This window comes from Streptomyces sp. NPDC017056 (assembly GCF_044332485.1).
GTDB lineage: Bacteria > Actinomycetota > Actinomycetes > Streptomycetales > Streptomycetaceae > Streptomyces.
In genome coordinates this window covers 20,952-40,591 of record NZ_JBIRPD010000005.1, presented here as the reverse complement: position 1 = coordinate 40,591, position 19,640 = coordinate 20,952, and the positions used below count along the sequence as shown (strand labels likewise).

17 protein-coding genes and 1 pseudogene are annotated in these 19,640 nt (G+C 70.9%); 3 read left to right on the top strand and 15 right to left on the bottom strand.

All coding sequences use genetic code 11. The features are described from left to right. The first annotated feature begins 40 nt into the window (after window positions 1-40). Entirely contained in the window at window positions 41-1,420 is a 1,380-nt protein-coding gene (locus tag ACH4OW_RS10930; protein ID WP_398026725.1) for a cytochrome P450, read from the top strand. A 48-nt stretch (window positions 1,421-1,468) separates the two neighbouring features. On the opposite strand, the gene ACH4OW_RS10925 is transcribed toward ACH4OW_RS10930, so the two are convergent. Together ACH4OW_RS10925 and ACH4OW_RS10920 are read right to left on the bottom strand one after the other, a co-directional pair. Continuing rightward, window positions 1,469-1,801: a DUF6233 domain-containing protein gene (locus tag ACH4OW_RS10925; protein WP_360132508.1), complete on the bottom strand. Its 333-nt coding sequence runs from the start codon at window positions 1,799-1,801 to the stop codon at window positions 1,469-1,471. Between the two features lie 55 nt (window positions 1,802-1,856). Next, window positions 1,857-2,666 (bottom strand): hypothetical protein, encoded by an 810-nt coding sequence (locus tag ACH4OW_RS10920; protein ID WP_398026723.1) that lies wholly within the window; start codon window positions 2,664-2,666, stop codon window positions 1,857-1,859. A 393-nt stretch (window positions 2,667-3,059) separates the two neighbouring features. Here ACH4OW_RS10920 and ACH4OW_RS10915 point away from each other — a divergent pair, with 393 nt between their 5' ends. Continuing rightward, window positions 3,060-3,428 carry a helix-turn-helix domain-containing protein gene (locus ACH4OW_RS10915; protein WP_360132513.1) on the top strand — a complete coding sequence of 123 codons (369 nt, stop codon included), beginning with the start codon at window positions 3,060-3,062 and terminating at the stop codon, window positions 3,426-3,428. 115 nt (window positions 3,429-3,543) lie between these two features. Here ACH4OW_RS10915 and ACH4OW_RS10910 read toward each other — a convergent pair whose 3' ends face one another. The 13 genes and pseudogenes from ACH4OW_RS10910 to vanH form a co-directional block, all read right to left on the bottom strand. Continuing rightward, window positions 3,544-4,920: an FAD-dependent oxidoreductase gene (locus ACH4OW_RS10910; protein ID WP_398026720.1), complete on the bottom strand. Its 1,377-nt coding sequence runs from the start codon at window positions 4,918-4,920 to the stop codon at window positions 3,544-3,546. A gap of 152 nt (window positions 4,921-5,072) precedes the next feature. Continuing rightward, window positions 5,073-5,876: a TetR/AcrR family transcriptional regulator gene (locus ACH4OW_RS10905; RefSeq protein ID WP_398026718.1), complete on the bottom strand. Its 804-nt coding sequence runs from the start codon at window positions 5,874-5,876 to the stop codon at window positions 5,073-5,075. 432 nt (window positions 5,877-6,308) lie between these two features. After that, the gene (locus tag ACH4OW_RS10900) at window positions 6,309-6,725 is read right to left on the bottom strand and encodes a hypothetical protein (protein ID WP_398026716.1); all 417 of its coding nucleotides are present in this window, start codon (window positions 6,723-6,725) and stop codon (window positions 6,309-6,311) included. 249 nt (window positions 6,726-6,974) lie between these two features. Next, window positions 6,975-7,676, bottom strand: a complete 702-nt coding sequence (locus ACH4OW_RS10895) for an ANTAR domain-containing protein (RefSeq protein ID WP_398026714.1) — start codon at window positions 7,674-7,676, stop codon at window positions 6,975-6,977. A gap of 64 nt (window positions 7,677-7,740) precedes the next feature. Further along, window positions 7,741-8,481, bottom strand: coding sequence for an ANTAR domain-containing protein (locus ACH4OW_RS10890; protein WP_398026712.1), 741 nt, complete (start codon window positions 8,479-8,481; stop codon window positions 7,741-7,743). A 449-nt stretch (window positions 8,482-8,930) separates the two neighbouring features. Beyond that, on the bottom strand, window positions 8,931-9,632 hold the full coding sequence (locus ACH4OW_RS10885; RefSeq protein WP_360132523.1) for an ANTAR domain-containing protein: 702 nt from the start codon (window positions 9,630-9,632) through the stop codon (window positions 8,931-8,933). Between the two features lie 73 nt (window positions 9,633-9,705). Next, window positions 9,706-10,446: an ANTAR domain-containing protein gene (locus ACH4OW_RS10880; protein ID WP_398026710.1), complete on the bottom strand. Its 741-nt coding sequence runs from the start codon at window positions 10,444-10,446 to the stop codon at window positions 9,706-9,708. A gap of 315 nt (window positions 10,447-10,761) precedes the next feature. After that, window positions 10,762-12,000 carry a PAS domain-containing protein gene (locus ACH4OW_RS10875; RefSeq protein ID WP_398026708.1) on the bottom strand — a complete coding sequence of 413 codons (1,239 nt, stop codon included), beginning with the start codon at window positions 11,998-12,000 and terminating at the stop codon, window positions 10,762-10,764. A 1,075-nt stretch (window positions 12,001-13,075) separates the two neighbouring features. Beyond that, window positions 13,076-13,894 (bottom strand): annotated as a pseudogene (locus tag ACH4OW_RS10870) (IS5 family transposase). Window positions 13,895-14,437: 543 nt separating this feature from the next. Next, a complete protein-coding gene (locus ACH4OW_RS10865; RefSeq protein WP_398026706.1) occupies window positions 14,438-15,229 on the bottom strand; it encodes a hypothetical protein in 792 nt (263 codons plus the stop codon). After that, window positions 15,201-15,809: a D-Ala-D-Ala dipeptidase VanX gene (gene vanX / locus ACH4OW_RS10860; RefSeq protein WP_398026705.1), complete on the bottom strand. Its 609-nt coding sequence runs from the start codon at window positions 15,807-15,809 to the stop codon at window positions 15,201-15,203. Before vanX ends, ACH4OW_RS10865 begins: the two co-directional genes overlap by 29 nt. Continuing rightward, window positions 15,806-16,846, bottom strand: a complete 1,041-nt coding sequence (gene vanA, locus ACH4OW_RS10855) for a D-alanine--(R)-lactate ligase (protein ID WP_398026703.1) — start codon at window positions 16,844-16,846, stop codon at window positions 15,806-15,808. The genes vanX and vanA overlap by 4 nt, the downstream gene beginning before the upstream one ends. Next, a complete protein-coding gene (gene vanH / locus ACH4OW_RS10850) occupies window positions 16,834-17,844 on the bottom strand; it encodes a D-lactate dehydrogenase VanH (RefSeq protein WP_398027206.1) in 1,011 nt (336 codons plus the stop codon). The genes vanA and vanH overlap by 13 nt, the downstream gene beginning before the upstream one ends. A 408-nt stretch (window positions 17,845-18,252) precedes the next feature. Here vanH and murF point away from each other — a divergent pair, with 408 nt between their 5' ends. Next, window positions 18,253-19,635 carry a UDP-N-acetylmuramoyl-tripeptide--D-alanyl-D-alanine ligase gene (murF, locus tag ACH4OW_RS10845; RefSeq protein WP_398026701.1) on the top strand — a complete coding sequence of 461 codons (1,383 nt, stop codon included), beginning with the start codon at window positions 18,253-18,255 and terminating at the stop codon, window positions 19,633-19,635. The last annotated feature ends 5 nt before the right edge of the window (window positions 19,636-19,640 follow it).

Sequence of the window (19,640 nt, the reverse complement as noted above, 5' to 3'; positions counted from 1 at the left end):
CGGGCGCCCGGTACCGGACGTCCCGACACCTGGAGGAACCATGCAGGCGCCGACCGTTCCGCTCCGCCCCGTGCCCGGCCCGCGAGGTCTGCCGTGGCTCGGAAACCTGCCCGCCTTCGGCAGGGACCCGCTGGCCTTCCTGACCCGCATGCGGGACGAGTACGGGGACGCCGTGACGTGGTTCCTGGGCCCGCGGCGTGCCCTGTTCCTCTCCCACCCGCAGCACATCGCCGAACTGCTCGGCGCCCGGGACCGGACGTTCGGCCTCCTGGAGATCGGCTGGTCGTTCAAGCAGATCGTCGGCGGGAGCGTCATGCTCAGCAAGGGCGCCGACTGGCGCCGCAAGCGCGGCCTGGTCCAGCCGGCCGTCCGCCCGCGCCAGGTGCGCGCCCACGCCCGCACCATGATCGACAGTGCGCTCGCGGCGGCCGCCCGCTGGCGCGACGGCGAGCGGATCGACGTCCACGGCGAGATGGCGACGATCACCCAGCGCATCGTCCTCCGCGCGCTGTTCGGCAACGACCTCGGCGACCGGGCCCGCGCGCTCGCCGGCGCGATGGCGGTCGCCGAACGGGAGATCGCCGCCGAACTGCGCGGCGTCGCCCTCTTCCTGCCCGACTGGGTGCGCACGCCGTCCAGGCGGCGCCTGCTCGACGCCGTCGCGATCATCGACGCGGAGATGCACCGGCTGATCAGCGCCCGGCAGAAGAGGCCGGAGGGTACCGGCGGCGGTACGCACGTACCGGACGACGACCTGCTGACCCGCCTCCTCGAAGCCAGGGACGAGGAGGGGCGCCCCCTCACCGCCAAAGAGGTACGCGACGAAGCGGTGACGCTCTGGGCGGCCGGCCACGAGACGACCTCCACCGCGCTGACGTGGACCTGGTACCTGCTCTCGCGGTCACCGGAAGCGCGGGCCGGACTGGACGACGAACTGGACCGGGTCCTGGACGGCCGGCCGCCCACCGCGGACGACTACGAACGGCTGCCCTGGGCCCGGCAGATCGTCAAGGAGGCCCTGCGGGTGTACCCGCCGGCCTGGGTGATCCCCGCCGTGGCCGAGGAGGGCGCCACCCTGGGCGGGAGCGCCGTCGCGGCCGGTACGACGGTGTGGTGCAGCCCGTGGACGACCCACCGGGACCCCCGCTGGTTCCCCGACCCCACGGCCTTCCGCCCCGAACGCTGGGGCGCCGATGCCCCGGACGTGATCCCCGACCACGCCTGGTTCCCGTTCGGCGGCGGCCCGCGCGGCTGCCTCGGCGCCCGGTTCGCCCAGGTGGAGGCGGTCCTCCTGCTGGCCACCCTGGCGCAGCGTTTCCATCTGGACGTCACACCGGAGGAAGCGCCCCACAAGGCCGGCCTCCTGGTCCAGCCGGCCGTGCCGCTGATCGCGACCCTGCGCGCGCGCCCGCGGCCGTAGCGGACGCACCGCTACGAGCGCGACCGGGCCGTGGCGGGCCCGCACCGCTCAGCCGAGAATCCCCAGCTCGGTGTCCGGACGGCAGCCGTAGCACGCCTCCACCCCCCGGCCGAGGGCGTCGACCGCCTGCTCACGGCTGATGGCCCGGCCGCGGGCAGCCTGTCCGCACCCGCCGACGTGCACGCGGACGGCGCGCCCGTCGCGGCCGCCGAGACGTTCGGTCTCCAGCAGCCAGTCGGGCCGGGGCGGCCGGACCGGGGCGGGCCGGTCGCGCTCCTGCTGTTCGAGGTGCTGGATACGGGCGCGAACGTTCGCGAGCTGCAGGCGCAGCCACGTCTCCAGGGTGCGGAGGCGCGTCAGATCCGGAGGCAATTCGCTCACGCGTTCGAGTCTAGTCGTTCGTCCCACCGGGAGCGCCGGGCCCGCCCCGCCGGACTCAGCCGTCGCGTCCCACGGAGGCCGGCGCCGGGGACGGGGCGGCGGCGCGGGCGGGGGAACGGCACGCCACCGCGGCGAACAGGAGCGCGGCGGCGATGCCGCCCAGGTGGGCACGGCTGGAGAGCGTCGAGGTCACGACGCTCTCCAGGGAGAAGGCCAGCACCGTACCCACGAGCAGTACGGGCGCGCGGCAGGTCCAGCCGAGACAGATGAGCAGCCCCACCACGGCGGCGGACGGACCGGTGTCGGCCAGCAGCGATTCGGTGGGGGAGACCGCCAGCGGATGGTGCGGCGCGAGGGTGAGGACGAACCGGGCGAACAGCGTCGCCGCGGCCGTGACCACCAGGGATACGGCCGCCGTGCGCACCGTCCCGAGGACGCACTCGGCCACCCCGAAGATCACCACCACCTGGGCGAGCGCACCCCACCACGGAAGCCCCGGCGCCGGGGCGAACAGCGACAGCGGCAGGCGCAGCAACACCAGCCACAGCGGTACGTCGGCCCGCACGCCGCCGAGCGCCCACACCAGGCGCGAACCGGCGTCCGTCGTGGCCAGGGCGTGGCAGACGACGACCAGGACCGTGGACACCACCGTCAGCGGTACCGCGGCCGAACGGCGGCGGCACAGCGCGGCCCAGGTCGGACCGGCGACCCGGTGCCACTGCGCGAGGAGGGCCCGGCCCGTACGGAGCGGCAGTCCCGGCGTATGTCCCGGAGCGGTGGCCGCGCGGTCCGGGCCCGGCAGGCACCGGGGGCGGCCCGGCAGCCTCCGCTCCCGGCGCGGCAGGGGCCACCATGCGCCGGTCATGAGCCGGTCCTGATCTTCATCGAGCCTCCGACGGGAGCCGGCGACGGCGTCGCGGCCGCGGCGATCGTGGTCAGTCGTCCCTCACTCGTACCTCACGCGTTCCCCATCCGGCCCCCGTGGCCCGTAGGCGTCCACCAGTTCACTCCTTCGCCACGAGTGCCCCGACGAGGTGAGGGCATGTCAGCAGCCCGAGCGGAAGCCGAAGGCAGGGCGGCCTGCGGGCGACGCCCGGTCGACGGACTGACGGGCCTACTGGCCGCCGGACCGCTCCCTTCCGTGCCGCGGAACGGGGACGTCGGATACGGAACGGAGATGTCAAATTACGACGTCCCTCGTACAATGGAGTTCCCAGGCTGGGAACCGACCGTCCGGCGCCGACTTCCAGGAGCTGCCATGCCGCCCACCACGACGACAGCGACCGACCGGCCCGGCGCCCGGGTCCTGGACCACCCGGACCGCGCGGCGATCCGCCTCGAAGACGTCCTGCACGCGCTGGCCGACCCGATGCGGATGCGCATCGTGCGCTGTCTCGCCGCGGCCCAGGGTGAACTGTCCTGCGCGGACGTCCACCTGCCCGTCAGCAAGTCGACCTGCACCCACCACTACCGGGTGCTGCGCGAACACGGCGTCATCAGCCAGATCTACCGCGGTACGGCCAAGATGAACGTGCTGCGCCGCGCGGACCTCGACGAACTCTTCCCCGGCCTGCTCGAACGGGTCCTGGAAGCGGCGCAGCTCCAGGAAGAGCGCGGCGAGACCTGACCGACGCCCGGCACCGGCGCCTGCTCCCGACGCCCGGCCCCGGCACTGCCCGGCACCGGCTCTGGCACTTGGCCCGACCCCGGCACTCGGCCCGGCTCTGGCACTCGGCTCCCGGTCAGCGCTGCCCGCGCGCGGCCGCCACCAGCAGCCCGGACCAGTCCGCGATCTTCACGGCGGCCGTCCGCCCCAGCTCCCGGCCGAGCGCCGCCTCCGCCGCCTCGATGCCCAGCCAGCCCGGCCAGGAAACGGGCCGCTGACCCGCCCGCCGCAGCGCGACCAGCGGATCGTCCGGCACGGGCCCGCGCGCCAGCTCGCCCGCGTCCGCCAGCAGGGCGGCCGCGGTCTGCTTGGCGCACGGCCGGTTCGTACCGATCACACCGGTCGGCCCCCGCTTGATCCACCCCGCCACGTACTCGCCGGGGGACGGCACGCCGTCCCGCAGCACCCGCCCCTCGGCGTGCGGCACCGTCCCGGTCGCCGCGTCGAACGGCAGACCGGGCTGCGGCGTCCCCTTGTACCCGACCGACCGCAAAACGAGCTGCGCCGGGATCTCCTCGTACTGCCCGCTGCCCGTGACGCCGCCCAGCCCGTCCGGCACCGTCCGCTCGAACCGCACCGCGCGCACTCCCGACCCCGCGTCCCCGACCAGTTCGACAGGCCGCAGGAAGAACCGCAGGTGTATCCGGCGCGGCCGCTCACGGCCGCCGGCGGCCCCTGCCGCCGCGCCGCGCTCGGCCCAGCCGCGCAGCACCTCCACGTTGCGCCGGTTCACCGCGGGCAGCCCGGCCGGATCGCCGTACGCGGGGTCCAGCGCCAGCTCCTCGGGCCGTACGGCCACGTCGGCGCCGGGCAGCGCGCCCAGTTCGCGCAGTTCCTTGGTGGTGAACTTCGCCTGCGACGGCCCCCGCCGCCCCACCATCCACACGTCCTCGACGCGGCTTTCCGCCAGTGCGCCGAGCGCCCCTTGCGGCACGTCCGTACCGGCCAGCTCGTCGGCCCGCCGGGCGAGGACGCGCGCCACGTCCAGGGCGACGTTGCCCACCCCGATCACCACTGCCGACCGCGCGTCCGGCCGGAAGCAGCGGCCCGCCGCGTCCGGGTGCGCGCTGTACCAGGAGACGAAGTCGGTGGCGGAGTGGCTGCCGGGCAGGTCCTCGCCCGGGATGCCCAGACGACGGTCCTTGGCGGCCCCCACGCAGTACACGACGGCATGGAAGACACGCCGCAGCTCCCGCGGCCCCAGCCCGTCGGCCCCCACGTCGACATTGCCCAGGAAGTGCACACGCGGATGCTCCAGCACCGAACGGAGATTGTGCTGCAGCGACTTGATCTTCTCGTGGTCGGGCGCGACACCGTAGCGGACCAGTCCGTACGGGCACGGCAGCCGGTCCAGGACGTACACCTCCACGTCCGGCACCGCCTCCTGCCCGACCAGCGCCTGAGCGGTGTAGACACCACTCGGTCCCGAACCGATCACTGCGACACGAAGCACGAGAGGCCCCTTCCCGCGGAGTACTACCAGAGTCGCACTGGTGTAGGGGAAACGGGAGGTGTGCTACCGGAGTTGCCCCCAGGAGTGAACCTTGCAAACCGCACGGCCTTCACTCGCCAGAGTGATTGTTTTCGCCCTCGGCCCCAGGCCAATCACCCTGGCAACACGGCCCCGTCCCCCAACGAGGACGCCCCGGGAGGCTCCTCCTGCAACGAGGAAGGTTCCTCGTCCTGCAACGAGTGCGGCACTTGCCGCAACGGAGACGGCCCTTCCCGCAACGGAGGCGGACCCTCCGGCAACGGAGACGGCCCTTCCCGCAACGGAGGCGGACCTTCCAGCGGGGGTTCCGGCCCCTCACTCGGCGGGACGCCCAGCTCCCAGTCCAGCCCGTACCGCTGGAACAGCTCCGCCCGCAGCCGCGCGGCCGGCATCGGCGCGCCGGGTAGCAACACCGCCACCACCGACCCCATCAGCAACGCCCGCAACAGCCGGTAATCCGTGTCCGCGTCCTCGGTGCCGTACCTCTCCACCGTGTCACGCAGCAAAAACGCCAGCCGCTGCTGCTCGGGACACTGGATGAAACCTTCCGCCGTCAGGATCCCGGCCATATGCGTACGCATCAGCAGCGGACGTTCCTGCGCCAGCCCCAGAATCGCGTCGATGGCCCGCGCCAGCCGCTCCCGGCCCGCGTCCTCACCGGCCGGCACGGGCTCGCGTTCGAGCGCAGCCTGCAACGAGTGGTGCATCAGCCGATGCACGGCGGACTGCAGCAGCTGCCGCTTGCCCGGAAAGTAGTACGAGATCAGCCCGCGCGCCGAACCGGCGCGGCAGGCGATGTCCCCAAGCGTCGTCGCCTCGTACCCGCGCTCGTCCACCAGCTCGACGGTCGCCTGCAACAAGCGCTCCCGGGAACGCCGCCGCAACTCTTCATTGACCGAGGGGCTGCGGGGGGACATGCTGTTAACTCCTGCGTTGACTGGCTGGGAGCCAATATACTCAGCAGGTCTCCGGATGTCCGCACCACCACGGCGCAGACTCCGGCCAAGCTGCCCGGGTCGGGCGACGCGGGGGATCGTCCGACCCGGGCGGGCGTGGTGTCGGCCACACCCCCGTGACCTGCTTCTTTGCAGGTCACAGGAGGTGCGGAGGGTCGGGGCGGGTGTGCAAGTTCGATCTCCTCTGGCCACCTCTGGTCGTACTGATGCTGTCTCAATGCCGACTTTCCTGATGGGGCGTCAGGCCCTAAGTGGTCACGCTGCGTGTTGACTGCGACGGGGTCCCTCTGGGGCCGGGGGCGTAGGGCGAAAGCGGCTCACGAGAGAGAGCCACGTCCCGTCGCGAACCGATGAAGGCGACTGCCGACCGCGCACGAGTTTCTCGGACTTCGTCTACCGCATCGGGGGTAGGGCGCTTTTTTTGGCGTCCACCTTGCGGACGCGGGCGCCCATCCACTCGCCGATGTAAAGGTTGCCGTCGGCGTCGGCCGCCACGCCCGTGGGAAAGTTGAGCTGGGCAGCGGCGGCTGGTCCGCCGTCGGGCGTGGACCCCGCAGTGCCGGTGCCGGCGACCGTGGTGATCAAACCCTGGGGGCTCACCTTGTAGACCCGGTGCCGGGGCCGGTCGGCGAAATACAGGTTCCCGCCCTTGTCCACCGCCAGGTGCTGCGGACCATCGATCAGCGACTGTGCGGCGGACCAGTCGTCCCAGGCGTATCCGACCTGCCCGGTGCCCGTCACCGTGGCGATGGTGCCCTGCTCAAGGCCCGCGAACCACGGGCCGGTCCCGGACGTACTCGCGTCTCCCATGGTCCGCGTCCTCCCCAAAGCCGTACTGCCGGCAACTTCGTACGCCCGCGGGCTGGAACAGGAGCAGGTGCCCTCCGCCACCCTGGGGCGCCGGTCGGGTCAGGGTCGTGCCCAAACGTTCCGCACTTTCGGTCGCTCCCGCGTCGGAGTGGACCTGAGTCTCCCGGCTTGTGCGGCGGGCCGAAGGGGAGTGATTCCGGGCCGGTGGTGACACCGGTCCGGGCGAATCCCGTCGGCCACGGCGCGCTGTCAGGGGTCGGGGTCGAGGTGGAGGCGGCCGGTGATGAGGGCTCGGGCGACGTGGAGCAGGGGCAGGTCATAACGCCAGGCGTGGGCGCGCAGGCGCAGCAGTGCTTCGTCGATGCTGACGTCGAGGTGGACGCTGAGGATGCCGGCGGCCTGGTGGACCGGGGCCCGGTGCAGGTCGGGGCCGTCGCTTCCGGTCGTCAGGCTCAGGGGTGGGGTGTGCAGCAGCAGGTCCAGGGCGATGCGGGCGAAGCGGGTGAAGTCCTGGCGCTGACCGGTCGGGAAGGGGCCGGGGGTGGTGCGGTAGCCGGTCAGGATGCCGGCGGTGGCGACGCCCAGGCGCAGGGGTTCGGCGATGACGGCGCGGGCCGTCAGGTCGCAGGCGGCGGGGGTGAACAGCGGCCAGCGGCCGGCGGGGGCGGCGCTCAGGTCGGTTTCGGTGACGGTGCCTCCGGTTGTGGCGGCGTCCAGGGTGGGGCCTTCGCCGAGGGTGTATTGCAGATCGTCCAGCACCGGGCCGAGCGGGTCGGCGGGGTCGGCCCACAGCAGTTCGAGTGCGCCGCGCCTGGAGCGCAGGGCCAGGGTCAGGGCGTCCAGACGCAGCAGGCGGGCGGCGTCGGCCGCGGGGGCGGCGCTCAGGTCGCTGCCGGTGCGGGCGGCCTGACGCAGGCCGTCCAAGAGGTCGGTGAGCTCGCCGTTGCTCATCACTGGTCACCCCCGGGGCCGGTCTCGGGAGACTGCCGTGCGGCCCGTGGGGACGGGCGCGGCCTCACGGGGTGGGGTCGAGTAGCTCGGCGGGCACTTGGCCCCGGGCGACCTGGGCCGATAGTTCGGTGAGTTGGCGCTGATGGGAGCGGGCGTGGGCGCGCAGGCGCTGGAACGCCTCGTCCAGGCTGACGTTGAGGCGCACGGACAGGGCGCCTTTGGCCTGTTCGATGACCAGGCGGCTGTCCAGCGCGGTCTGCAGCTGGCCGAGCACCTGTTCCATCTCGGCTATCTCCTGCCGGAAGGCCAGGGCCGTGCTGGTGGCGTCGGCCAGCACCTGGGCCAGGCGCAGGTCCCTGCTGCTGGGATAGGGAGGCTCAGCCATCAGCAGGTTGAGGGCGCCCAGGGGAACCTGCGGCAGGCGCAGGGGCACCGCGGCGACCGCCATGATCCCGGCCCGGCGGGCGCGGGGTGCGAAGCGCGGCCAGCGGAGGCTGCCCGGCGGACCGGTCAGCGAGAGCACCGGCAACGGCCGCTGGGTACGGGCGCTGTCGAGGCAGGGCCCCTCGTTCAGCTCGCCCTGGTCCTCCTCCAGGGCCAGGCACAGATCGTCGGAGGCGGTGACGTAGACAGCGTCGTTGCCCTCACGGTCCAAGACGGTGATGCCGGCGCACCGCACCGGCAGTAGGGCGACCGCCTGGGCGGTCAGATCGTGCAGCAGTTCCAGCGGGTCGAAGTCCGCACGGCGGTGGGTGAGCTCGAGGACGGCGTGGGCGATACGGATTTCTCGGTCGGTGGTGGACATACGGCGCCTGCCATCGGCTGGCTTCCGTCCCCGACAGCGGCAAGGTCAAGGCTGCGTTGGGCGGCGGGAAATGGGGCGGCTCCGCAGGGAGCCAGGTCATGCCCGCTGACAGGGACTTCGCTGCTCGCCTCGCATCCTTGGCCAGCCTGTCCAAGGCCGTCACACCGGCCGGTTCCACCCGGTCCGGACGGCCCTACGGTACGCCTCCACGCTACTCGCCCCGCGGAACTCGAAACAGAGGCCGAGCCCCCGCTTGTGTCCGTGTCGGTCCGCGCTCGCGCGGCGTTTCCCCTCGCGTTCGCCTCTCCGACTGCGTGACGGCCCGTACTCGTAGCACTCTGCGCTCCCGGCGCATCGCCCTCCGGCAGGCTGCTCACCCGCCCGTACCGCTGACAGTGACGGCACGGACGCTTCCCTGAGCCAGCCTTTCGGGGACCGAAAACGACCTCTCAGGTGTGGGGGGCGAGGCGCAGGCGGCCGGTGATGACGGCGCGGGCGACGTCGGGCAGGGCCTGGTCGTGGTGCCAGGCGTGGGCGCGCAGGCGCAGCAGGGCGTCGTCGATGCTGATGTCCAGGTGGACGGTGAGGACGCCGGCGGCCTGGTGGACTTCGGCGCGGTGCAGGTCGGAGCCGCCGGCTCCGGTGGCCAGGGCGTGGGGTGGGGTGTGCAGCAGCAGGTCCAGGGCGATGCGGGCGAAGCGGGCGATGTCCTGGCGCTGGCGGGTGGGCAGGGGGCCGGGGGTGGTGCGGTAGCCGGTCAGGACGCCGGCGGTGGCGACACCCAGGAGCAGGGGGTGGGCGATGACGGCGCGGGCTGGGGTGTCGCAGGCGGCGGGGGTGAACAGGGGCCAGCGGTCGGCGGGCGCGGCGGACAGGTCGGTTGCGGTGACGGTCTGGCCGGTGCGGGCGGCGTCCAGGGTGGGGCCTTCGCCGAGGGTGTACTGCAGGTCCTCCAGGGTGCGGCCGAGGTCGTTGGCGGGGTCGGACCACAGCAGTTCCGGTGGCCCGCGGGTGGGCAGCAGGCTCAGCGTGACGGCGTCCAGGTGCAGCAGGCGGGCGGCGTCGGCGGCCTGGGCGGCGGACAGGTCGGCGCCGGTGCGGGCGGCCTGGCGCAGGCGCTGCAGAAGACGGGGGAAGCTATCGCCGGCCATCACTCATCTCCTCCCCCCCCCGACTCGGGTCGGGTGGGAGGCTGTGGTGAAGTGCCCGGTGGCGGGCACCGGGTCACCGGCTGGGATCGAGTAGCTCAGCGGGCGTGTCGCCCCGGGCGATCCGGGCTGAGAGCTCGGTGAGTTTCTGCTGCCGGGAGCGGGCGTGGGCGCGCAGCCGCTGGAAGGCGTCGTCCATGCTCAGGTGGAGACGGGCGGAGAGCACGCCCTTGGCCTGTTCGATGACCAGGCGGCTGTCCAGGGCCCGCTGCAGCTGGTCGAGGACCGTGTCCTTGTCGATCATGTCCTGGCGGTGGGCCAGGGCCACGGCGGTGGCGTCGGCCAGTGTCCTGGCCAGCCGCAGGTCCTGGTCGCCGACGTCGGCCGGGTGGGTCATCATCAGGTTCATGCCGCCCAGGGCCATCTGGGGCAGGCGCAGGCTCACCGCGGCGACCGCGGTGATCCCCGCCTGGCGGGCGTGGGGTGCGAAGCGCGGCCAGCGGACGGTGCCGGGCGGGCCGGTCAGTGAGACCACTGGCAGCGGCCGCCGGGCGCGGGCGCTGTCGATGCAGGGGCCCTCCCCGAGAGCGGACTGCTCCTGTTCCAGATCCAGGCACAGTTCGTCGGAGGCGGTGACGTGGACGGGCTCGTGAGTGTCCCGGTCCAGGACCGTGATGCCGGCGCAGCGCACCGGCAGAAGCGCGACCGCCTGGCCGGTCAGGTCGTGCAGCAGTTCCAGCGGGTCAAAGTCCGCCCTGCGGTGGACGAGGTCGAGGACGGCGTCGGCGATGCGTGCTTCGTGGTCGGTGGTGGGCATACGGCGCCTGCCGGTCGGCTGGCTTCCGCCCCGGTGCCAACGGGGTCCGGGTCTGCTTAACGGTGGCGAAAGGGGGACGGTCTCTTCGGGAGGCCCGGTCATGCCTGCAGACAGGCAGTGCTCCGGCTCGCCTCGCTTCCTGGTACGCCTGCCAAGGCCGCCGCGCCGGCCGGTCCCACCGGCAGGCAAAGCGGCCCCACAGCACATGGTGCGCCTACCCGCGCAGCGGACCGCGAAACAACAGATTCCCTTCCATGGGGTGTCCGCGGCGGCCTTGCCGTGCTGCCCGGCCGCGCACGACGACTGGCACCACCGTCACGGAGGGCTGTCCGGGTGCTGCGAAGGCCGGGCGAGCAGGGAACGGGCCAGATCGACGACGGACACCCGCTGCGCCCGCGCCCTGGCGCGCAGCCACTGGAGGGCCTCGCCCGTGCCGATGCCCCGGGTCGCGGCGACGATTCCGACGGCGACATTGAGGTCGTCCTGGTCGGCGGTGGTCCTGACCTTCTCGATGATCTCGCTGTCCATGTCGGCCAGCAGCACCGTCGTGGTGATCTGGGCGAACGTCTCCGCCTCCGCGGGCGGCCCTTGACCGGGGGTGCCCCGGCGCCTTCGGTACAGGGTGAGAGTGCCGAGGGTGGCGGTGGCGGTGCGCAGGGGGTAGGCGAAGGCGGCGCCGACGCCCAGGCCGCCCGCGGCCTCGGCGAACAGCGGCCACGCGGTGTCGGGCCGGTCGAGATCGGGCACCAGCACGCGCTCCCCGGTGCCGAACGCGGCCAACGACGGGCCCTCGCCGGTGACGTACTGCACCTCCTCGACGCGGCGGGCCCACGAGGAACTGACGGCCAGCTGGTCGGGCATCCGCCCGCCGCCGTGCAAGGTGATCGCGGCGGCGTCGGTGGCGGGCAGGTCCCGCACCGCGGCGGCGCACACCGCGGCGGCGCAGCCGCCGGAGGGAGCCCGGCGGGCAGCGTGCACCACGGCGTGCCACAACGCGTCGCGCCGGGCGATGTCCGCGTACGGCACGGTACCGGCCCGCACCACATCCCCGGGGGTCGCCTGCCCGGCGGCCACCGCCCGGGCGGCGCGCTCGTACCGGGTGACAGCCAGCATCGCGCGGCGTACCAGCGTGGCCGGCTGCCGTATCCCCGTCCCGGCCGCGCCGTTGCAGGCGTCGCGCAGCGCTTCATGCACCGCGGTCACGTCCTCAACGTGATGCAGGGCACCCACCACACGGCCGTCGGCATCGGCCAGGGGCGAGTTGACCGGACTCCAGACCCTGCGGCGGAAGACACCGCAAGTCCGTGGGACGGGGATGTTGTAGCGCTGGATGCCCATGTCGTCGGATGCGCCGCGGCGCAGCACCCGCTCCAGGGAAGCGGACAGATCGCGCACACCGGTCGCGGTGGCATCCCCGGGATCGTCCGGGAACGCCTCGAACATGAACGCGCCGATCAGTTCGTCGCGCGACCGCTCGGTGGCACGCAGGTAGGCCGCGTTGACGCCCCGGATGTGCCACTGCGTGTCGAGCACCACATACGGAGCCGTGGTCACCTCGAACAACCGGCTCCCGGACGTTGCCCTCAGCACCTCATGCACCGGCACTCACCCCCAGCCGTACTCGGCCCTACACGGGTGCCTGTTCGCAGAGTAACGCCCCCACCGAGCGGCTGACAGTGGATGTCTGGCCGCCGCACGCCCGGCACGCCTCTCACCAACAACGGCCCTTCACACGAATACGATCGGCACCGGTCCCCGCCGGTTCCGGGCCGCCGGGCCCCTGGGCCGCCAGCCCCCGCCGGTCCCGGATCCGTCCGCAGAACCCGCTCTCGCTCAACAGCGGGACGGCCCCCCTCCCCAGACTCGCCTGGTGCGAAGTTGCAGGCCCATGACGGGCCCGCAACAGGTCTCGCCGCCCGACCGGTCGGGCGCGGACGACATCGAGCAGCTCGCCTGTCCGAAGTGTGATGCACAGCCGGGCTCGCCGTGCCGCTGGCGCGGAGGCGCGGTCGCCTCCGGATTGACCGCGGTCGGGTCGGTCACCACTGTCAGCAGTGGGCCGTCTCCGTCGAAGAGGTTCGGCTCCATCACCTTCCCGCACCGGTCGCCGTCGATCAGTCAAGGAAGGCCGTCGTCCTCCTCGTCCCACTCGTCATCCGGTGATCCGGGCTCCATACTCGGCCCCTGTCCCGCATCCGAGATCGACAGCGGTGCACCACCTGCGGCCTGCCGGCGGCGGCCCCCACGGCCGCCGTTCCGAACCAGCGGGAGCTGCCCTGCCGAGACGGCGGCCCAGCCGAGCGGGCCCCCGCCCAGCCACCGTCCAGCGAAGGGCATGCTTGCGCAGCACGACAGATCACAGCAAGCAGACATTCCGCCGCCGGGCATGACCGCATCGTGCGTTCGCGGCATCAACTCCCGCAGGGACCAGGCGGAATCAACCCTCCCTACGAAGATGCCCAAACGAACAAGGCCAAGCAGCGGTTTCGCTCTTCCGCGACACGAAGCCGACCAAGCGCCGACTGAGAGACCGCCCTCCGGGGCGACGGCCGTCACAGGGTTGAGACACAGGCTCTTGCCTTGTTCCTTAACCTCCGACCCGGCCGAATCGTCACTCTTAGACGTTGTCCTATGTGGTGAGGCGGAGTAGTTGCTTGTAGCAGCACAGGGTGGCTGCCCGTCCGAGGAAGGCCAGGTAGTTGGAGGGGTGGCGTTCGTAGCGGGGGTGAGGCGGCGGTAGCCGGTCAGCCATGACAAGGTCCGCTCGATCACCCACCTGCGCCGCCCGAGTCGTTCGCTGGATTCGATGCCCTTGCGTGCGACACGGACGCCGATGTGTTTGCCCCAGAGCCATCGCCGCAGGATGGGGACGTCGTATGCCTTGTCCGCAGGGAGGCGTTGGGGCTTGAAGTAGCGGCCGCGGTGCGGGTCGTGTTGCGTGTGGAGTCCCGCCACCGTCGGCTTCAGTCCGTCGCTGTCGTGGATGTTCGCCGCACAGATCCCGACGGCCAGGGGCAGTTTGTTCGCGTCCGACATGAGGTGCATCTTGGTACCCGGCTTGCGCCGGTCCACAGGGCTCGGACCTGTGTGTTCGCCCCCCCCTTGTAGCGCGGACGTGGGCGGTGTCGAGCACCACGCGGGTGACGTCGATAAGGCCGGCGTCATCGAGTTGGTGGGGCACGGCCTCGTGCAGCCGGCCCCGGACGCCGGCTTTGGACCAGATCAGGAACCGCCGATGAGCAGTCGACTTCGAGATTCCGAAGCAGGCCGGCAGGTGCCACCAGGCGCATCCGGTGACAAGCACATAAACGATGGCGGCGAACAGCGTCTCATCAGGTGCATCCGAGGTCCCGCCGCCCTGCGGCCGCACTCTCGGCGGCGGGAGCAACGGCTTCGCGATCTCCCACAGCCCGTCCGGAACGATCCAACTCCACGTTCCCTGCCCCATGTTGAAGTACTACTCCGCCTCACCACAATCATCGGACAGCCCTACGCAGCATCTCTGCGCGAGGACGAGCTTGACGTCCTGATTCGCCCCATCCGAGACGCCCTTGATGTGTACGACCTGGGGCCGGACCCGGACATAGCGGTCCGCCCACGCGGTCCGCAGCCGGGAGGGGTGGTTGACGCTCGCGAGTTTCTACGACGTTGCTGCCAAGCTCGGGTATCAGTACCTTCGCGCGTTGTCGTACCTGCAAGAAGGCAACTTCCGTACCGGCAGACGCCTCGTCACCATAAGGCTCGCCACGCTGGAGCAAGCGGAGGTGTCCTACGAACGGGGAGGTTGTTATCGGACAGCTCCACCTCGGGACCGCCGTGATGGCTGGACGAGCCCACGACGCGGAGCGGGCCACCTTCGTCTCCTGGTCAGTGCTGGAGCGTTCACCGGTGGCTGGTGCGAACCTGCTGCTGATGCGCTGCAATGAGGCCGGCTGGCCGCGACGCCCGTATCTCGGGAAGGCTCCGCCCGCATGCTAGGGCTCGGGGCAGGTCAGGGCGGGTCGGCAGGACCGATCACCTCCGGCCGTCTCCGGCCGCACTGAAGCTGACTCGATGCCGACTCCCTGCAGCGATCCCCGCCGGCCGACGCGGGGTGGCGGTTCGCCTGGCCGCATGATGTCGCGCTGATCAGGATCCCCCGTCTTGCGTGGAACCGCTCGAATATGCGCATGGGCAGCGATGCGGAGTCTGCGTTGTGGGAGTAGCCCGACGGATTGTGGAACCGCACCATCCGGCCATGGACCGCATGAACCAGCACAAGGTGCCCTCCCCGTCGCGGTTCGTAGGTTCTCGGGTCGCGGATCTCAGGGGAGACCGAAGCGATCAGGACGTGCCCGGGGCGCACTGCCTGGGCGGATTCTTGAATCGGTGTGTTCTCGACCAGTTGGCAGGTGAATCCGAATTGAGAGCTGACCCATGCCATGAACGGTCGGTAGATCAGTCCTTGGACCTTGCCCCGGGGTTCCAGCACGTAGCAGCCCCAGTCGAGGGCCAGCGCAAGGAGTTCACGCATCGGCAGCCGGACGTCCGTCCAGCCGTGGAGCAGGGACTGCAGGCACGCCAAACCGCAGACTTTGCGGGACCAGAACAGGTACTCCTCGCGCGAGTGGTATCCGTCGGAGGCCCAGTCGTGCAGTTGCGATGGATCGGTGCGCCTCAGGAAGACGTCGAGACCCGATGGGGCGGCACGCCGCATGACGACCTCGTCGTTCCGGTCCAGGCTCCCCCACTGTGAGACGTAAGGAAGGCTTCCATCATGCGATGGGAAAGTCGAAATAGACATCTGCATAAGGCTCGCTTTTCAGCGTGTAGTGCCACCACTCGCAGGCGTAGCGGGCAAATCCGCAGTTCTCCATGATGGAGCAAAGGTGCTCGCGGTTTCCGGCTTCGGTGGGCGTCAGTCCGCTTGCTCCGTGATGTGAGATCGGGTCCATGAGGTCGTGGCCGCCGCCCATGCGGGCGTTTTCTCCGGTGGCAAGGCTGTAGAGCGTCAAGTCGACGGTGCTGCCGCGGCTGTGGCCCGACTTGGCGGCCACGTACCCCTTGCCGACAAGCTCGGGCCTGTCGATATTGGGGTAGTGGCGCTGTTTCGTCCGACCGTCCTCCGGCTGTTCCGACCAGTGCAGGAAGCAGTCGACGGCGCGTTGCGGACGGTAGCCGTCCCAAACAAGCAAGCCGAAGCCGAGGGACGCGGCTTCTTCTTGCGCCCGCCCAAGGGCTGCACACAAAGCTCTGGTGCCGACTATCCGGTTGGCCAGGTATCCGTCTACCGGCTCTCCGGTGAAGTTGTCCCGGGTGGCGTACTTGGCATCCCAACGGATGCCGGGCACCAGCTGGTCCAGGTACACGAAGTCGTCGTTCATCGCTTTTTCCGGTGCAGTGCCATGGACACGAGCCGGTCGATCACGTCGGGAAGCGGCAGTCCTGCGGCGGCCATCATCCGGGGGTAGCGGCTGTAGGAGGTCAGGCCGGGCAGGGTGTTGACTTCGTTGAGTACCACTTGGCCGTCCTCCGTGAGGAACATGTCCACGCGGGCAAGCCCCTGGCACCCCAAGGCGCGGTAGATGGTCTTGGCGCTCTCTTGGACGAGCCGACGCGATGCTTCGGAGATGTCGGCGGGAACGATGAACGTCGAGTTCTCCGAGCCGGTCTCGGGTGAGTCCTCCTGATGGATCCTGAAGAATCCGTGTGAAAGGGCTACGCGGTCCACCTCGCCCACGATGGGGGAGGAGGGGTCCCCCAGGATTGCGCAGCCGACCTCGCTCCCGGCCACGGCCTCTTCGATCAGGATCTTCGAGTCGTACTGTCGTGCCGCGTCCAGCGCACTCGGCAGGTCCTCTTCTCCGGCGACTTTGCTGACGCCGAAGGACGAGCCCGAACGGGCCGGCTTCACGAAGACGGGGTAAGGAAGCCGGCCGGCGTCGACCTGCCCGTTCCCCGTGACCACCCGGAATTTCGGCGTGGCGATTCCCGCGCTCTTGGCGACGGTGTAGGTCAGGGATTTGTCCATGCAGATGGCGGAGCTCTGGATGTCGCAGCCGGCATAGGGGACGCCGGAGAGCTCCAGCAGGCCCTGGATCGCGCCGTCTTCGCCGAGTGTGCCGTGCAGAACGGGCAGCACGAGGTCCAGGCGGATCACTTCGAATCGTTTCTGCGCCAGGACGAGCAGTCCGTGGACGCTTCGGTCGGGCGACAGCATGACCGGGCGGGCGCCGTCGTTTTCCCAGTCCGCGCCGGGGAAGGCACAGAGCTTCCAGGCGCCGGACTGCGTAATGCCGATCCAGTACGGTTCGTATGTATCGGTGTTGAGGTTCTTTGCGACCTCTTGGGCGGACTTTACGGATACGGGGTGTTCTTCGGAAGAGCCCCCGAAGATGATGCCGATCTTCAACCTGTGCATGTTTTTCCGCTTTCAAAGTCGAGGCAGTTGATGATGCTGTTCCTGATGGTGTCGCGCAGCGCGTGGTCGGTGTAATAGGCCGTGTGCGGGCTGATGAACACATTCGGCAGCTCTTGCAGGCGCAACAGCGAGCGGTTCGCGATGGGTTTGTTTCGGCAGTCGGTGTAGAAGATGCCTTCCTCGCCGTCGAGAACGTCCAGCGCCGCGCCGCCCAACTTGCCGCTCTCCAACGCCGGAAGAAGGGCTTCGGTGTCGATGAGCGGCCCGCGTCCGGTGTTGACGACGAACGCGCCGCGTTTCAGCTGCTCGATACGCCGGCGATCGAGGAGATGGCGGGTTTCTGCGGTGAGCGGGGTGTGCAGCGTGACCATGTCGCTGTGCCGGAGCAGCTCGTCGATCGGCGCGTAATCGGCGGCGGTTCCGGGGCGGTTGTCGTAGGCCAGTACGCGGCAGCCGAAGCCGCGCAGCCGGTCGATGACTGCCGTGCCGATACGCCCCGTGCCGATCACTCCGACCGTCAGGTCGCGCAGCTCTCTGCCGCGTATCTCACTCAGCCGGTAGTCATGGGCATCGGCGCGACGGAGGGTGGCCTTCGCGTGGCGCACCGCCATCAGCATCAGCATCAGCGTGTAGTCGGCAACGCTGTCGGGAGAATACGTCACGTTGCCGACGGAGATACCGACGCTCTCCGCGTAGCTCACGTCGATGTGGTCGCATCCGACGCTTCGTGTGGAGAGATACTCCACACCGGCGCGGCTCAGTGCGGTGAGCGTGGCGCGGGTGACGTGCGTCTTGTGGCCGACGCTGATGCATCGGTTTCCGGCGGCCAGGCCGATATTGGCTTCAGAGACCGCTTCCTTCGTGATGGTTGGCACCACGCCGAAGCGAGGGGCCATTTCCCGGAAGAGAAGGGCCTCATCCTGCTCGCACCCATAGACCGTTATTCCTGTTGTCGATACAGCCCGTGAGGAAGGCGCCGGCGCTCGGGTTCGGCACATCGCCGCTCGTGGGGTTCCGCTGGAACTCATGCGGGCCAGTCAAGGGAGCGTGGTGTTGCCGGCACGTATGCACTTCTTGATACGCGGACGATATGTTGACGGCCGCTGCACGCGCAGGACGATGCTCGTCTTGACCGTCAAGGACGAAGCCCCGACCGCGCTCGGGCGGGCCGGCGACGCTGCTGCCGGCTGCCACATTCATGCTCTCGCGGGATGTTGGCCGGCCACATATCGTCGACGTATCGAAAACCGCATACGCGCCGGCAACATCATCCCCTCTTGACTGGACGGCATGAATTCCAGCAAACCAACCTCTGCCGCCCTCTACATCGCCGGCCCGACCCCGTCCGCCCTCGCCGCGCTGGGCGGGTTGTCGATGCGCTGCGCCGATCCTTGCGCGGTCGAAGCGTGATCCCGCTCAGCCTCGGCGAGATCGCCGCAGTGGTCGGCGGGAGGGTCGAGGGCGACGGCGGCGTGACGGTGACCGCGCCGGCCGTGCTCGACGGCCGGCAGGCCGAGCCGGGCGGCTTCTTCGTCGCCTTCGCCGGCGAGCACGTCGACGGCCACGACTACGCCGTCCAGGCCGGCCGGGCCGGCGCGGTGGCCGCGCTCGGCTCCCGACCCACGGCGCTGCCGACCGTCGTCGTCGAGGACGTCACAGCCGCGTTGCAGGCGCTCGCCGCTCACGTCGTGGCACGGTTGCGCGAGGGCCTGACCGTCGTCGGGGTGACCGGGTCCCGCGGCAAGACCAGCACCAAGGACCTGCTGGCGGCCGTGCTGTCGAGCGCCGCGCCGACGATCGCCACGACCGGTTCGCTCAACAACGAGCTCGGCGTGCCGCTCACCATGTTGCGTTCCCATGCGGCCACCCGGTTCCTCGTCCTGGAGATGGGCATCCGCCGCATCGGCGACATCGCCAGGCTCACCGGCCTGGTCGCACCCGACATCGGTGTCGTCCTCAACGTCGGCCAGGCCCACCTCGGCCATCTGAAGTCGCGCGCGGCGATCGCCCGGGCCAAGGGCGAGCTGGTGCAGGGCCTGGCGCCCGGCGGCACCGCGGTCCTGGGCGCCGACGATCCTCGGGTAGCCGCGATGCGCTCGCTCACCGACCGCCCGGTGCTGACCTTCGGCCGGTCGGAACACGCCGACGTACGCGTACTCGACGTGGTGCTGGACCGGCTCGCCCGGCCGTCCTTCACCCTGCGGACCGCCGCCGCCCGCGCTCCGGTCGCGCTGCCGCTCGTGGGCGCGCACCAGGCGCTCAACGCGGCCGCTGCCGCGGCGGCGGGGCTGGCGGCCGGCGTCTCCCTCGATGCGGCCGCGGCGGCGCTGCCCTCGGTCTCGCTGTCGAAGTGGCGCTTGGAGCTGCGTGCCCTCGCCGGCGGCGCGACGCTGCTCGACGACTCCTTCAACGCCGACCCCGACTCGACCCGTGCCGCCCTGGACGCGCTGGCGGCAATCGAGGGCAAGCGCCGCATCGCCGTCCTCGGCGAGATGCTCGAACTCGGCGACGGCAGCGAGGCCGAGCACCGCGCCATCGGGGAGTACGCCGCCGCCCGGGCCGATGTGGTGGTCGCGGTCGGCAGCCGGCCGCTCGCCGACGGCGCCGGAGAGCGGGCGGTGGCGCCGGCCGACAACGCCGCGGCCGTGCAGTGGCTGCGCGGTCGGCTCACTGCCGGCGATGTGGTGCTCGTCAAAGCCTCCCGCGGGGCGCGCCTCGACGAGGTCGCCGCCGCGCTCGTCTCCGGGCCCCACGGTGTGCTGGTAGATCGCCTCATGGACGACAGGTAGGAGCG

Excerpts from the sequence above, each read along its gene's own strand:
- ACH4OW_RS10930 (WP_398026725.1), top strand. The coding sequence starts at position 41 with ATGCAGGCGCCGACCGTTCCGCTCCGCCCCGTGCCCGGCCCGCGAGGT.
- ACH4OW_RS10920 (WP_398026723.1), bottom strand. The coding sequence starts at position 2,666 with ATGACCGGCGCATGGTGGCCCCTGCCGCGCCGGGAGCGGAGGCTGCCG.
- ACH4OW_RS10915 (WP_360132513.1), top strand. The coding sequence starts at position 3,060 with ATGCCGCCCACCACGACGACAGCGACCGACCGGCCCGGCGCCCGGGTC.
- ACH4OW_RS10905 (WP_398026718.1), bottom strand. The coding sequence starts at position 5,876 with ATGTCCCCCCGCAGCCCCTCGGTCAATGAAGAGTTGCGGCGGCGTTCC.
- ACH4OW_RS10900 (WP_398026716.1), bottom strand. The coding sequence starts at position 6,725 with ATGGGAGACGCGAGTACGTCCGGGACCGGCCCGTGGTTCGCGGGCCTT.
- ACH4OW_RS10895 (WP_398026714.1), bottom strand. The coding sequence starts at position 7,676 with ATGAGCAACGGCGAGCTCACCGACCTCTTGGACGGCCTGCGTCAGGCC.
- ACH4OW_RS10890 (WP_398026712.1), bottom strand. The coding sequence starts at position 8,481 with ATGTCCACCACCGACCGAGAAATCCGTATCGCCCACGCCGTCCTCGAG.
- ACH4OW_RS10885 (WP_360132523.1), bottom strand. The coding sequence starts at position 9,632 with ATGGCCGGCGATAGCTTCCCCCGTCTTCTGCAGCGCCTGCGCCAGGCC.
- ACH4OW_RS10880 (WP_398026710.1), bottom strand. The coding sequence starts at position 10,446 with ATGCCCACCACCGACCACGAAGCACGCATCGCCGACGCCGTCCTCGAC.
- ACH4OW_RS10865 (WP_398026706.1), bottom strand. The coding sequence starts at position 15,229 with ATGTCTATTTCGACTTTCCCATCGCATGATGGAAGCCTTCCTTACGTC.
- vanX (WP_398026705.1), bottom strand. The coding sequence starts at position 15,809 with ATGAACGACGACTTCGTGTACCTGGACCAGCTGGTGCCCGGCATCCGT.
- vanA (WP_398026703.1), bottom strand. The coding sequence starts at position 16,846 with ATGCACAGGTTGAAGATCGGCATCATCTTCGGGGGCTCTTCCGAAGAA.
- vanH (WP_398027206.1), bottom strand. The coding sequence starts at position 17,844 with ATGTGCCGAACCCGAGCGCCGGCGCCTTCCTCACGGGCTGTATCGACA.